The sequence below is a fragment of the Amycolatopsis regifaucium genome (genome assembly GCF_001613935.1).
Classification (GTDB): Bacteria; Actinomycetota; Actinomycetes; order Mycobacteriales; family Pseudonocardiaceae; genus Amycolatopsis; species Amycolatopsis regifaucium.
Genome location: NZ_LQCI01000009.1, coordinates 110,539 through 123,272, shown reverse-complemented (window position 1 = coordinate 123,272; position 12,734 = coordinate 110,539). Strand labels below are relative to the sequence as shown.

The window sequence follows — 12,734 nt, the reverse complement described above, 5'->3', positions numbered from 1 at the left end:
CGCCGCACCGTTCGCGAGCCCTGCTCTGGCACTGTTGCATCCCGGTAGGCATAGGTTGAAGGCATGGAAAGTGATGTTAGGCGCAGCTTCGAGTCGCTTAGATAAGCCGTTGGAGTGAAAGTCTCCACTTTTCTCTAAACGTGCGGAAATCAACCCATTCGGACTCATATTCGGCGTGACCCCGGCTTATGGCGACCGCGATCTCCGCGCATTGGCAAGAATCCCGCACCGTCGTCGACGGCGGAGATGGCCGATTGATTCTGTGTGAACGGCGCGCGGCCGTGCGGTATCTGCGCCCTCGAGCGCCTCAAGTGCGCCTGCCCGCACTGCGCGTCGCGTATTACGGTCTGATCGTCGGCTTTTCCCTGGTTGTCGCGGGAGAGCCCGTGCATGTGTCGAGCCTCCGCACCATGTGGTCCGGAGTGGCCGCACTCCGACGCAAGGAGAACTCCATGACCACTTCCGTCGTCGAGCAAGCGCGAGAGATCGAGGAGCATTGGACCGACGTGGACGGTACGGCCACCCGCTATTTGGCAGCCGGCACCGGTCCGGTCGTCCTGCTGCTTCCGGGGCAAGGGGCTGTGTCCGAGGAGTGGTACGACGTCATTCAGGGCCTGGCGAGCCATTATCGGGTCATCGCGGTCGATTTCCCGGGGTACGGCTACACCGAACCGATCGCCGAGGCCTCGGTCCCGGCGCTGGCGGCGTTCGTGTGGCGCTTCGCCCGTGTCATCGGCTTGCAGCGGCTCGTGCTCGTCGGGCATTCACTGGGAGGAGCGGTGGCGGTGCACGTGGCTCTGGAACAGCCGAGTCGCGTGTCGGCTCTGGTGCTGGTCGACTCCGCCGGCCTCGGACGCACCGTCAACCCGTACACCATCCTGCAATCAGTCACCCCCCTGGGAGATCTGACCCCGCTGCTGGTCCCAGTGCTGCCGTTGGGCCCACGGCTGCTCGTCACGGCGGTGGCGCTGGTCGGATCGTGCCGGCCCTGGCGCATCCACGCGGCCTGGTGGGCGAGCCAGACCCGGGTGACCTCCACCCCGGTGGCACTGGAGACGAGCCTGCGCTTGCAACGCTCCACGATCGGGCTCTTCGGGCAGCGTGGCCCCTTGCTGCGCCGGTTGCGGGAGTTGCCGATGCCGACCTTGGTCGTCTGGGGCGTGCAAGACCGGCAAGTGCCGTTCTGGCATGGAATCGCGGCGCGGCGGAAACTGCGTCACGGGCGGCTGACACTGGTCACGTGCGCCAGCCACCTGCTGCCGTCGGAGGCGCCGGGGAAACTGGTCCGCGCGGTTCGCCGATTCCTCGCCGACGCCGGCGGCGACCAGGCACCCGGGGAGATGCTGTCATGAGCGATGCGGCGGACGTCATCGTCGTGGGTGCAGGGCTGGCCGGACTCGTCGCGACGTTCGAGCTGTCCCGGGCCGGACGGCGGGTGCTCGTGGTCGAGCAGGAGAACGAAGCCAACCTCGGCGGGCAGGCGCACTGGTCACAGGGTGGCCTGCTGCTGGTGAACACTCCGGAACAGCGGCGAATGGGCATCAAGGACTCCCTGGAATCGGCGTTGTCCGATTGGCTTGGCTCAGCGGGGTTCGACCGCGACCGGGAAGACCACTGGGCTCGCGCCTGGGCCGAGGCGTACTTGGGCTTCGCCGCCGGTGTCAAGCGGGACTACCTGCGCATGCTGGGGCTGACCTTGATGCCCAACGTCGGCTGGGTCGAGCGCGGGGCGGGCACCGCGACCGGGGCGGGCAACTCCGTGCCCCGGCTCCACATCACGTGGGGCGCCGGACCCGAGGTCGTACGGGCCTTCCGTGACCCGGTGCTCGACGCCGTCGCACGCGGGGCGGTGAATTTCAGGCACCGGCACCGGGTCGACGAGATCGTCGTCGAAGGCGGAGCCGCGGTCGGCGTGCGCGGCGCGCTGCTGGCACCTTCGGACGCGCCGCGCGGCGCGGCCTCCACGCGGCAACAGATCGGCACGTTCGACCTGCGAGCGCAAGCGGTGGTCGTCACCTCGGGTGGTCTCGGTGGCAACCTCGACCTGGTACGCGCCAACTGGCCGACCGACCGCTTCGGTACTTTCCCGGAATCGATGCTCGTCGGCGTCCCGGCGCACGTCGACGGGCGGATGCTGGAGATCACCGCACGTGCCGGCGGTTCGGTGGTCAACCTGGACCGGATGTGGCACTACCCCGAGGGGCTCAAGCATCACAGCCCGACCTGGTCGCGCCACGCGGTGCACTTCCTGGCTGCCCCCTCGGCCCTGTGGCTGGATCCCGCGGGACGGCGACTGCCGCCACCACTGTTCCCGGGCCACACCGCCGGAAACACGCTGCGGCACCTGACCATGAACGGCCACTCCCATTCGTGGCTGATCATGACCCAGACGATGGTGGACAAAGAGTTCGACCTGCTGGGATCGGCGGAGAACCCCGACATCACCGGTAAGAACTGCGCCCTGTTGCTGTTGCGGGCGAAGAAGAGCCTGATGAAGCCGGTGCATGACTTCCTCGAACGCGGCGAGGACGTCGTGGTCGGCCGGACGCTGCCCGCGCTCGTGGCGGCGATGAACGCGCTCACCCCCGCAACACCGCTGGATCCCGCGCGGGTGGAGCACGAGGCCGCGACGCGCGACCTGCAGCTGCGCAACGACTACTTCAAGGACCTGCAGCTGATGTCCTTGCGCAACCTGCGCGAGTACAAGGTCGAGCGGCTGATGCGTACCGCACGCCCGCACCGGCTGCTCGACCCGGCGCACGGTCCCCTGTACGGGATCCGACTGAACATGTTCACTCGCAAGACCTTGGGCGGAGTGCAGACCACCCTCGACGCGCAGGTGGTACGCCCGGAAGGGTCCGTCGTCGACGGTTTGTACGCCGCCGGTGAGGCGGCCGGATTCGGCGGCGGGGGAATGCACGGATACCACGCCCTGGAAGGCGCGTTCCTCGGCGGTTGCATCTTCTCCGGCCGGGTCGCCGGGCGTGCGCTCGGCAGGAGACTGGCCTGAGTCGTCGCGCGATCGCTCCATGCCAAAGCAAGGCGTCGCCCGGTCGCCCGACGACCGGGCGACCGAGGAAAGGACGGGACATGAAGTGCTCGGAATCGCGGGGGAGAACGCGGTGGGCCCGGTTCGCCGGGATCCTCGGACTGGCGCTGGTCGGGGTGGCGCTGTTGCTCACCGGGCTTTCACAGGGAGCGCTCGCGGCGTCGTTCGCGGTGTCCGGCGGCTCGTTCAAGATCAGCGCGGACAAGCTGGTTGGCGAAGGTTTCGTCCAATACGGGGATGTCGACCAGGGTAGCGGTCAAGCCCACGCCGTCGCGGTGGGCGCTTTCCGCAAGGCCACGCTGGACAACTTCTGCCAGTCGGTGTTCTTGCCGAAGGTGCCCATGGTCGGGGACGTCACCCTGGTACTCCTCTCGGGAGGGCCTGGCGGGATGGAGTCGACGGACATCATCATCGGCATCGCCTCGCTCACCGGCGATCTCCGCCTGACCGACACCCAGATCGGCATCGACGCCGCCCAGCTGACCAAGGGGCCGGAAGCGGCGAAGGGCAGGCCGGGAGCGTTCGGGCTGCAGGCCGCCGGCGCGACCATCGGCCAGCTCCGGCAAACGGCGTGGAGCACCAACGCGCAGACGTTGCGGTTGAAGAATCTCGCGTTGTCGCTGAGGAGTGGCAAGAATGAATGCTTCTGAGCCGGCCGACGGCCGCGGGCCGGACCAATGATCGCCCGCGCGCCCGGGCGGATCAGGGCCGGATGGCGGGCATTCCGTGGCTGGCGACGGCACCGGCCCTTCGGTGCCGGCATGTTCCTGCTGCCGGCCTCCGTCGTGATAGGACTACCGCCGTACGCCTCCTTCCGGCTGGGTGACCTGGTGCTCTCGCTCAGGACCCTCGGCGGGGTGTCGGCGCTGCTGATCGGCGCCCTCCTCCTGATCTGCGCGGTGTCACTGTGGTTCAGGCCGCAGTACCGGGTCGCCGCCGGCGTGACCGCGCTCCTCGTCTCGCTGGCCGCGCTGGTCACCAGCAACCTCGGCGGATTTCTGGTTGGCACCGTGCTGGGACTCATAGGAGGGGCCCTGGCTCTCGCCTGGGCGCCTCCGGCCACCGGCGAGCGGGATCGCGACCGGGAAGACGGGCCGGGCTCGGCACAAACCAGGGCCGCGGGGATCACAATCCTTCTGGTCCTCGCGCTGGCCGTCGGCTCGGCAGTTGCCTCCTCGGCCGGCACCACCGCTGCTCCGGCCGGCCGGGTGTGGGTGTTGACGGCCTCCGTCCTGCAGTTGACCGGTCTGCGGTACCACGGCGTCAGCACCACCAGGGTGGGCGGTGTGCCGGTCGAGGTGCTGAGATTCACCGCCAGCCGCATCGACATCACCAGCCTGGTCCAGACGAGCGAACTGGTCGACGGCCACCTCGGCAGGATCACCGCCCCACCTGGAAGCGTCTCGACGGCGACCGGCCATCCCGTCGAGCTGCTCACCCTGCGGCTGAAGGGAACCCTGAGCGTGCTCGGGCTCATCGGCCTCCCGGTCGATTTCACCCCGGACCGTCCTCCGCCGCTGGTGTTGCCCAGTCTCACCTTCACCGACGTGACCGTGGTCAACACCGAGCTCAACCACGCACGCCTGACCATTCCCGCCGCGAAGATCACCATCACCTGATCCGGCTTCCCGGGACCGACGCGTCGGCCGGGCGGTTTCCGTCACGGTGCCACGGGGGCTCCGAGGGATCGGCCCCTGACGTCAACGGGGTCGCGGTGATCACCGCGTCGGGGGTCGTGTGTGGCGATTCGGCTACGCCACCTTTCCTGGCCCCTCACAGAGAACCGTCATCGCCACCCACGAGGTCGGCGGACATGCTCGGTGGAGGTACATGATGGTCCCCTTCCTTGCGCCTGGCGCAAGGAAGGGGACCATCATGTACTGGCACGCGACCTTTGATCACCTCGGACAAATGTAGGCGTATGTCTCGCTCACCGGTAGGCGCATTCGTTGCCAGGGTGCCCTTTTGGCGCGCGCGAGGTACCAGGCACACAGCGAGTGCGAGCTGTCGCTTCGCGTCACCCCTGCGCGCCTCCAATGCGACAAGCGAACCTCGTCTCATGTGGAAACGGGGACAAAGACGGGCCCACCGGGTGGGACCCGGTCCCCGGTTCGCCTTAGCCGTGCTTTTCCGTGTGCTGACAACGATCGCGGAATGCTTGGCGTAGCCGCCGGGGACGGCTGCTGAACTGCTGGGGAGAGCAACGGAACGCCTGCCGGAAGCCGGTTCGGGGACCTCCGGCGAGTGGCCACACGAGACAACCGCGCACGGTTGCCGGTAGCGAGAACACCGGAATATGTTCCCTGTCAACGGATCGCGCCGCTCGGCGAACCGCCACCCGATGCAGGCACCCAATTCCGGAGGCACGCTATGCACAGCACGATGCCGGACACACCACTGACCATTGCCCGCATCCTGCGGTACGGCACTACGGTCCACGCTTCCTCCCGTGTGTCCACTTGGAACGGAACGGGGTTCGACAGTAGGAGTTACGCGGAAGTCGGTGAGCGGGCCGCCCGGCTTGCGCATGCGCTCCGTGACCGGCTGGGGGTGCGCCCCGGTACCCGGGTGGGGAGTGAGCAGGGCGTCGTGGGCACCCTCATGTGGAACAACACCCGTCATCTCGAACTCTTCGTCGCGGTTCCCGCGATGGGGGCCGTGCTGCACACGCTGAACTGGCGGATGCCCGCGGACCAGCTGCTCTACACCATCGGCCACGCCGGGGACGAGGTCATCATCGTGGACGCGGGGCTGACGGAATCGCTCGCCCCCGTGCTCGCGCGATTGCCGGAAACCGTGCGGCACATCATCGTCGCCGGTCATGGCGGCCGCGAGGCGCTGTCCGGATTCACCGGTGAAGTCCATGACTACGAGGAGCTGATCAGCGACCATCCCGGCGATTACCCCTGGGAGGAGCGGTTGGACGAGCGTGCCGCCGCGACGATCTGCTACACCACCGGAACCACCGGCAAGCCCAAGGGAGTGGTCTACAGCCACCGTTCGATATTCCTGCATTGCCTCCAGGTGCTGTCGCCGAGTCATTACGACATGAGCCCACACGACACCCTTTTCCCGATAGCGTCCATGTTCCACGTGATCGGATGGGGCATCCCGCACACAGCCTTCTTCACCGGCGCCGATTTGCTGCTGCCTGACAGGTTCACCAAGGCCGAATCGCTCGCCCGCATGATCGACAAGGGGCGGCCCACCTTCAGCGCTGCCGTCCCCACCGTCTGGTCTTCTCTCTTGGAGGAACTGGACACCCGCACCTACGACACCGAAAGCCTGAGACGGGCGTATGTAGGCGGTTCCGCGTGCCCGCCGGCATTGATGGCCGCATACCGGGACCGGCATTCCATCGAGCTTCTGCACGGCTGGGGGATGACCGAGACCATGGGGCTGGTGAGCGCGGCGGTTCCGCCCCGGGGAGCGGACGCCGACGAGGAATGGGCCTACCGCGTCAGCCAGGGACGGTTCCCGCCGTCGGTGGAGTTCCGGCTCGTCGGCCCGGACGGCGCACTGGTGCCCTGTGACGGTGTGGCCACGGGGGAACTTCAGCTGCGCGGCCCCGAGGTGACGTGTGCCTATCATGGCGGTGACGAGGCTGCGTGGGTTCGGCCGGCGGAGAACTTCACCGCGGACGGCTGGCTGAGGACCGGTGACGTCGGTGCGATCACCGCGAACGGCTATCTGAGGTTGACCGACCGAGTGAAGGACGTCATCAAGTCCGGCGGCGAGTTCATTTCCAGCGTGGGACTGGAGAACACGCTGATGGAACACTCCGCGGTGATCGAGGCGGCCGTCATAGCGGTGCCCGACGACCGGTGGGGCGAACGTCCGCTGGCCACCGTGTCACTGCGCCACAACGGCATCGACCCGGCGGAATTGCGTGACTTCCTGGCCGAACGTCTCGACGCGTGGATGGTGCCCGAACGTTGGGCGGTCCTGCCGGCCGTGCCCAAGACGTCGGTGGGCAAGTACGACAAGCGAGCCATCCGCGACCAGTACGTGCAGGGTCTGCTCCCGATCGTGCGGCTCGGCAGGCACCGCGGCGGCCACCCCGCCCTGAAGCAGTAAGAACTCGTCGGCAGGTGACGCCCGCGTTCCTGCCTTCACGGCGAAGCCTCGACGGCGGCGGGTCTTCCGGCAGGGTCGCCGACCGCGCTCAGGCCGGAGCCATTTCGCGCTCTCCCGCCGGAACCTCGCCCACCCCGGCGGGGGTCATGGCGCCACGGAAATCCAGGAAAGAGGAAGAGATGAGCCCTTCACCACATCGGCACCGCGCCTTCCGCGCCCAGGACATGGGCGCGCAGACAGCAAGCGGAATGCCCGTGCACAAGTACGCTCCCTATCAGCCGATCGGGCTGGAAGACCGCACCTGGCCCAGCCGCCAGCTCACCCGAGCGCCTCTGTGGGGCAGCGTGGATCTGCGTGACGGCAACCAGGCTCTGCTGGAGCCGATGGACGTCGCCCGCAAGCGCGTCATGTTCGATCTTCTGGTGTCCATGGGGTTCAAGGAGATCGAAGTCGGCTACCCGGCCTCGTCCCAGGACGATTACGACTTCGTGCGGCACCTGATCGACACGGACTCCATTCCTGACGACGTCGTCATCCAGGTTCTCTGTTCCATGCGGACCGACGCCATAGACCGGAGTGTGGACGCGGTACGCGGCGCCCGCAGGGCGGTCCTGCAGTACATCAACCCGACTTCCGTCGCGCAGCGGCGGGTGGTCTTCCATGCCAGTCGCGAGGAGACCGTGGCGCTGGCCCTCGAAGGCACTCGGCACGCCGTCCGGCTCCAGGAAACGTTGGCGGAGACCGAGCTCTACCTGTCCTACGTGCCGGAGTCCTGGAGCCAGACCGAGCCCGACTTCGGCGTGGAGATCTGCAACGCGGTGCAGGAGTACTGCGCCTCCCGCACCGACCGCACCCTCCGCATCGCCCTGCCCGTGACCGTGGAGTGCTTCCCGCCGCATGAGCTGGCGGACCGCATCGAGTACACGTGCCGGAATCTGGCGTATCGCGACCGCACCATCCTGACCCTGCACCCGCACAACGACCGCGGCAGCGCCGTCGCGGCGACCGAGCTGGCCCTCCTCGCCGGCGTCGACCGGGTGGAGGGATGCCTGTTCGGAAACGGTGAGCGCACCGGCAATGTCTGCCTGCCCACCCTGGCGATGAACCTGTTCTCCCAGGGGATCGACCCCATGCTCGACCTGAGCGATCTGGACGGCATCCGTGCCGTGGTCGAGGAGTGCAATCAGCTCCCGGTCTCCGCTCGCCATCCCTGGGTGGGCGAATTCGTCTACACCTCCTTCGCAGGCACGCACCAGGACGCCATCGCCAAGGGGCTCAAAGCCCGTGAGGAGGCGGGGGATCCCGGTGCCGTCTGGGAAGTGCCCTACCTCGCCGTCGACCCCCGCGACATCGGGCGCAGTTATCAGGCGCTGATCCGCATCAACACCCAGTCCGGCAAGGGCGGCATCGCCCACCTGCTGCACAGCACGCAGGGGCTGACTCTGCCCCGGCCGTTGCAGATCGACTTCGCCCACGTCATGCAGAAGTTCTGCGAGCAGCGTGGCGGCGAAGTGGGCGCGGACGAGCTCTGGGAGCTTTTCACGGAGCGGTATGTGGCACCGGGCACGGAGTCCGACGAGGGGACGGCGGACGCCGTGGAGATTTCCGCCGCCGACTGGACGCCCGCCGACTGGAAGATCTCGGTGTGCCGGGCGTTCTCCGCCATGGAAACCCCCGGCGCGGTCCAAGGCGTCACCGTGGAGCGGCTCCAGGGGCGGCCCGGATACGCCGCCTTCTGCGAGACCGCCCTGAACGGGCATTCCCTGTGGGGCGTGGGTATTCACGAGGAGGAGACGGAAGCGGTCCGGAGAGCCGCGCTGGCCACTGCCAGGCGAGCCTGGGACGAGAAGCAGTCCGCACCGTATGCCACCTCGACCGCAACCGCGACGGAGCCGGCCATCTGAGTGCCCCGGGAGTCCGCGGCCACGCGCGGACCAAGGGAAGGCGGCAGCGGTCTGCCGCCGATCCGACCCCGCGAACAGCTGTCACCACCCGAATGAAGGAGAGAGATGCCATGCCGACCAGTCGTAGCATTCGCCTCGCGGTGATCCCCGGTGACGGTATCGGTCCGGAAGTGGTGGCAGAGGGACTGAAGGTCCTGGCCGCCGTGCTCCCGCCGGACGTGAAACTGGAGACCAGTCCGTACGATCTCGGCGCGCGGCGGTGGCACGCCGGCGGGGAGATCCTGCCGGACGCCGAACTGCAGTCGCTCAGGCACCATGACGCGATCCTGCTGGGCGCGATCGGCGATCCCACCGTCCCTTCCGGCGTGCTGGAACGAGGCCTGCTGCTCAAGCTGCGTTTCGCCTTCGACCACTACGTGAATCTGCGCCCCGGCAAACGACCCCCGAACACCGGCGACCGCCCATCCGTCGACTTCGTCGTGGTCCGGGAGGGCACCGAAGGCCCGTACACGGGCAACGGCGGCGCGCTGCGCGTCGGCACTCCCGCCGAAGTGGCCACCGAGGTGAGCGTCAACACCGCCTACGGGGTGGAACGGGTGATCCGCTACGCCTTCGAACTCGCCGACGCCCGGTCACGCCGGAAGCTGACGCTGGTGCACAAGAACAACGTGCTCGTGCACGCCGGCAACCTATGGCAGCACACCTTCGACACGGTCGCCGCCGAGTACCCCGGTGTCACCACCGATTATCTGCACGTCGACGCCGCCACGATCTTCTTCGTCACCCGGCCCGAGCGGTTCGACGTGATCGTCACCGACAACCTTTTCGGTGACATCCTGACCGACCTGGCCGCGGCCGTCACCGGCGGCATCGGCCTTGCCTCCAGCGGCAACATCAACCCCACCGGCGCCCATCCCTCGATGTTCGAGCCGGTCCACGGCTCCGCCCCGGATATCGCGGGCACCGGCAAGGCCGACCCGACCGCGACCGTCCTGTCGGTCGCGTTGCTCCTGCGCCACCTGGGCTACGAACAGGAGGCACGGCGGATCGAGGCCGCCGTCACCGCCGACCTCGCCGAACGCGACGCGGCCGCACCCCGCAGCACCGAGCAGATCGGCGACGCGCTCACCGCTCGCCTCGCGGGCTGAGCCGCTCAAGGAATTCCTTGACGTCTCGTGAACGAGGCATTCCGCACGGGCACAGCGTGAAACCCGGTGCCGGCCCGGCTCCGGTTCCAGCCAACTCGCTCGAAGGGAAATCCATGGCCAAGACATTGGCGGAGAAGGTCTGGGACGACCATGTCGTCCGGCGCGCCGAGGGCGAACCGGATCTGCTCTACATCGATCTGCACCTGCTGCACGAGGTGACCTGCCCGCAGGCGTTCGACGGACTCCGTAAGGCCGGGCGGCGCGTGCGGCGCACCGACCTCACCATCGCGACCGAGGACCACAACACCCCCACGATCGACATCGACAAGCCGATCGCCGACCCGGTCGCCCGCGCGATGCTGGAGACGCTGCGAAAGAACTGCGCGGAGTTCGGCGTCCGCCTGCACCCGCTGGGCGACGTCGAGCAGGGCGTCGTCCACGTGGTGGGGCCGCAGCTGGGCTTGACCCAGCCCGGAATGACCATCGTCTGCGGCGACAGCCACACCTCCACCCACGGCGCCTTCGGCGCCCTCGCCTTCGGGATCGGCACCAGCCAGGTCGAACACGTGCTGGCCAGCCAGACGCTGCCGATGGCGCCGTTCCGGACCATGGCCGTCACGGTCGAGGGCGAGCTGCCCGCCGGTGTCACGGCCAAGGACCTGATCCTGGCCGTGATCGCCGAGATCGGCACCAGCGGCGGTCAAGGCCACGTCATCGAATACCGCGGCCCGGCTATCGAGAAACTTTCGATGGAGGCCCGGATGACCGTGTGCAACATGTCGATCGAGGCGGGAGCCCGGGCCGGCATGATCGCCCCGGACGAAACCACCTTCGCTTATCTCAAGGACCGCCCGCACGCGCCCAAGGGCGCCGCCTGGGACGCCGCTGTCGCCGACTGGCGTGCCCTGCGCTCCGGCGAAGCAACCTTCGATCGCGAGGTCGTCATCGACGCCTCCGCTCTCTCTCCCTTCGTCACTTGGGGCACCAACCCGGGGCAGGGTGCTCCGCTGTCGGGCTCGGTCCCCGACCCGGCGGAGTTCGCCGACCCCAGCGAGCGGATGGCGGCCGAGAAGGCGCTGGAGTACATGGGCCTGAGGGCGGGGCAGCCACTGCGGGAGATCGCGGTGGACACCGTCTTCCTCGGCTCCTGCACCAATGGGCGGATCGAGGACCTGCGCGCCGCGGCCGCCGTGCTCCGGGGCCGCTCGGTGGCCGACGAGCTACGGATGCTGGTCGTGCCCGGATCGGTGCGCGTCGCGCTGCAGGCCGTCGAGGAGGGGCTGGACAAGGTGTTCATCGCCGCCGGGGCCGAGTGGCGCCACGCGGGCTGCTCCATGTGCCTGGGCATGAACCCCGACCAGCTGGCCCCCGGCGAGCGGGCGGCGTCCACCTCCAACCGCAATTTCGAGGGCAGACAGGGCAAGGGCGGCCGCACCCACCTGGTCTCTCCGCAGGTGGCAGCCGCCACCGCGGTCCTCGGTCACCTGGCCTCGCCCGCCGACCTGTCCGAACCGCCCCTCACCACCGGAGTCTGAACCCCATGGAAGCTTTCACCACCCACACCGGCCGGGTCGTCCCGCTGCGCCGCAGCAACGTCGACACCGACCAGATCATCCCTGCCCACTGGCTGAAGAAGGTCACCCGGGACGGCTTCGAGGACGGGCTCTTCGATGCCTGGCGCAAGGACCCGCAGTTCGTGCTCAACCAGCCCGCCCGCCAGGGCGCCACCGTGCTGGTTGCCGGGCCGGACTTCGGGACCGGTTCCTCGCGCGAGCACGCCGTCTGGGCACTGCAGAACTACGGTTTCAAGGCCGTCATCTCCCCCCGCTTCGCCGACATCTTCCGCGGCAACTCCCTCAAGAACGGCCTGCTGACCGTGGTGCTGCCGCAGGAGACCGTGGACCGGCTCTGGGAGCTGACTGAAGCCGACCCCTCGACCGAGGTCACCGTGGACCTGCTCGACCGTCAGGTTCGTGCCGAGGGGATCGCGGCCGATTTCGAGCTGGACGACAATGCCCGGTGGCGTCTGCTGGAGGGCCTGGACGACATCAGCCTGACCTTGGAACACGAATCCAGCATCGCGGAGTACGAAGCGCGGCGCCCTTGGTACAAGCCTCGCACCCTCCGGCAGTGACGGATGTCAAGCCGCCACCGCAGGCGGTCAGGTGGTCGGCGAAGGAGCGCTGAGCTTCTCGCGTTCGAGTTGACAGTGGACTGTCTTGTCGCGTGAGTCGGACTGTCGTCTCATGATTTTCATGGTGGCGCAGCACTTCCGGCGCAAAGCCTCCACCGCTGATCCTGCGCTATGCGGTCGCGCGACGTCCTGGCCTGGTCTGTTGCGTCAGCGGCCGTGGAGGACGCGTGGACGGCAGGTCGCAACGCCTCGTCGATCCGCATGAAGGGTCTGCGCGGACGCACGCGGATCTGTTGGCAGGGAACGTATTATCCCGCGCGGGACTGCGCGATGGCGCTCCCAATGGGAAGTCGGTGCATGACGCGGGATATGGCGGTGAGGCCCTGAGCGTGTCCCGTTTTCGACGCGCTCAGGGCCGGAGC

The 12,734-nt window shown here is 68.1% G+C and carries 9 protein-coding genes; all 9 read left to right on the top strand.

Annotation, left to right across the window (positions count from 1 at the left end; genetic code table 11):
* The first annotated feature begins 452 nt into the window (after nucleotides 1-452).
* The 9 genes from AVL48_RS10545 to leuD all read left to right on the top strand — a co-directional run bounded on the left by AVL48_RS10545 (nucleotide 453) and on the right by leuD (nucleotide 12,312).
* Complete coding sequence (locus tag AVL48_RS10545; RefSeq protein ID WP_158070225.1) at nucleotides 453-1,352, top strand: alpha/beta fold hydrolase; 900 nt, start codon at nucleotides 453-455, stop codon at nucleotides 1,350-1,352.
* A complete protein-coding gene (locus tag AVL48_RS10540) occupies nucleotides 1,349-3,010 on the top strand; it encodes an FAD-binding dehydrogenase (protein ID WP_061987415.1) in 1,662 nt (553 codons plus the stop codon). Before AVL48_RS10545 ends, AVL48_RS10540 begins: the two co-directional genes overlap by 4 nt.
* An 80-nt stretch (nucleotides 3,011-3,090) precedes the next feature.
* Nucleotides 3,091-3,699 carry a DUF6230 family protein gene (locus AVL48_RS10535; protein ID WP_061987417.1) on the top strand — a complete coding sequence of 203 codons (609 nt, stop codon included), beginning with the start codon at nucleotides 3,091-3,093 and terminating at the stop codon, nucleotides 3,697-3,699.
* Between the two features lie 27 nt (nucleotides 3,700-3,726).
* A complete protein-coding gene (locus tag AVL48_RS10530) occupies nucleotides 3,727-4,668 on the top strand; it encodes a DUF6114 domain-containing protein (protein WP_061987419.1) in 942 nt (313 codons plus the stop codon).
* A gap of 751 nt (nucleotides 4,669-5,419) precedes the next feature.
* Nucleotides 5,420-7,126 carry a long-chain fatty acid--CoA ligase gene (locus AVL48_RS10525; protein ID WP_061987423.1) on the top strand — a complete coding sequence of 569 codons (1,707 nt, stop codon included), beginning with the start codon at nucleotides 5,420-5,422 and terminating at the stop codon, nucleotides 7,124-7,126.
* A 179-nt stretch (nucleotides 7,127-7,305) separates the two neighbouring features.
* Nucleotides 7,306-9,030, top strand: a complete 1,725-nt coding sequence (locus tag AVL48_RS10520; protein ID WP_208616258.1) for a 2-isopropylmalate synthase — start codon at nucleotides 7,306-7,308, stop codon at nucleotides 9,028-9,030.
* 128 nt (nucleotides 9,031-9,158) lie between these two features.
* Nucleotides 9,159-10,178, top strand: a complete 1,020-nt coding sequence (locus AVL48_RS10515) for a 3-isopropylmalate dehydrogenase (protein ID WP_208616265.1) — start codon at nucleotides 9,159-9,161, stop codon at nucleotides 10,176-10,178.
* A 113-nt stretch (nucleotides 10,179-10,291) separates the two neighbouring features.
* Nucleotides 10,292-11,713, top strand: a complete 1,422-nt coding sequence (gene leuC, locus AVL48_RS10510; RefSeq protein WP_061987427.1) for a 3-isopropylmalate dehydratase large subunit — start codon at nucleotides 10,292-10,294, stop codon at nucleotides 11,711-11,713.
* A gap of 5 nt (nucleotides 11,714-11,718) precedes the next feature.
* Complete coding sequence (leuD, locus tag AVL48_RS10505; RefSeq protein WP_061987429.1) at nucleotides 11,719-12,312, top strand: 3-isopropylmalate dehydratase small subunit; 594 nt, start codon at nucleotides 11,719-11,721, stop codon at nucleotides 12,310-12,312.
* Nucleotides 12,313-12,734 lie beyond the last annotated feature (422 nt).

Excerpts from the sequence above, each read along its gene's own strand:
- AVL48_RS10530 (WP_061987419.1), top strand. The coding sequence starts at position 3,727 with ATGATCGCCCGCGCGCCCGGGCGGATCAGGGCCGGATGGCGGGCATTC.
- AVL48_RS10540 (WP_061987415.1), top strand. The coding sequence starts at position 1,349 with ATGAGCGATGCGGCGGACGTCATCGTCGTGGGTGCAGGGCTGGCCGGA.
- AVL48_RS10525 (WP_061987423.1), top strand. The coding sequence starts at position 5,420 with ATGCACAGCACGATGCCGGACACACCACTGACCATTGCCCGCATCCTG.
- leuD (WP_061987429.1), top strand. The coding sequence starts at position 11,719 with ATGGAAGCTTTCACCACCCACACCGGCCGGGTCGTCCCGCTGCGCCGC.
- AVL48_RS10545 (WP_158070225.1), top strand. The coding sequence starts at position 453 with ATGACCACTTCCGTCGTCGAGCAAGCGCGAGAGATCGAGGAGCATTGG.
- leuC (WP_061987427.1), top strand. The coding sequence starts at position 10,292 with ATGGCCAAGACATTGGCGGAGAAGGTCTGGGACGACCATGTCGTCCGG.
- AVL48_RS10520 (WP_208616258.1), top strand. The coding sequence starts at position 7,306 with ATGAGCCCTTCACCACATCGGCACCGCGCCTTCCGCGCCCAGGACATG.
- AVL48_RS10535 (WP_061987417.1), top strand. The coding sequence starts at position 3,091 with ATGAAGTGCTCGGAATCGCGGGGGAGAACGCGGTGGGCCCGGTTCGCC.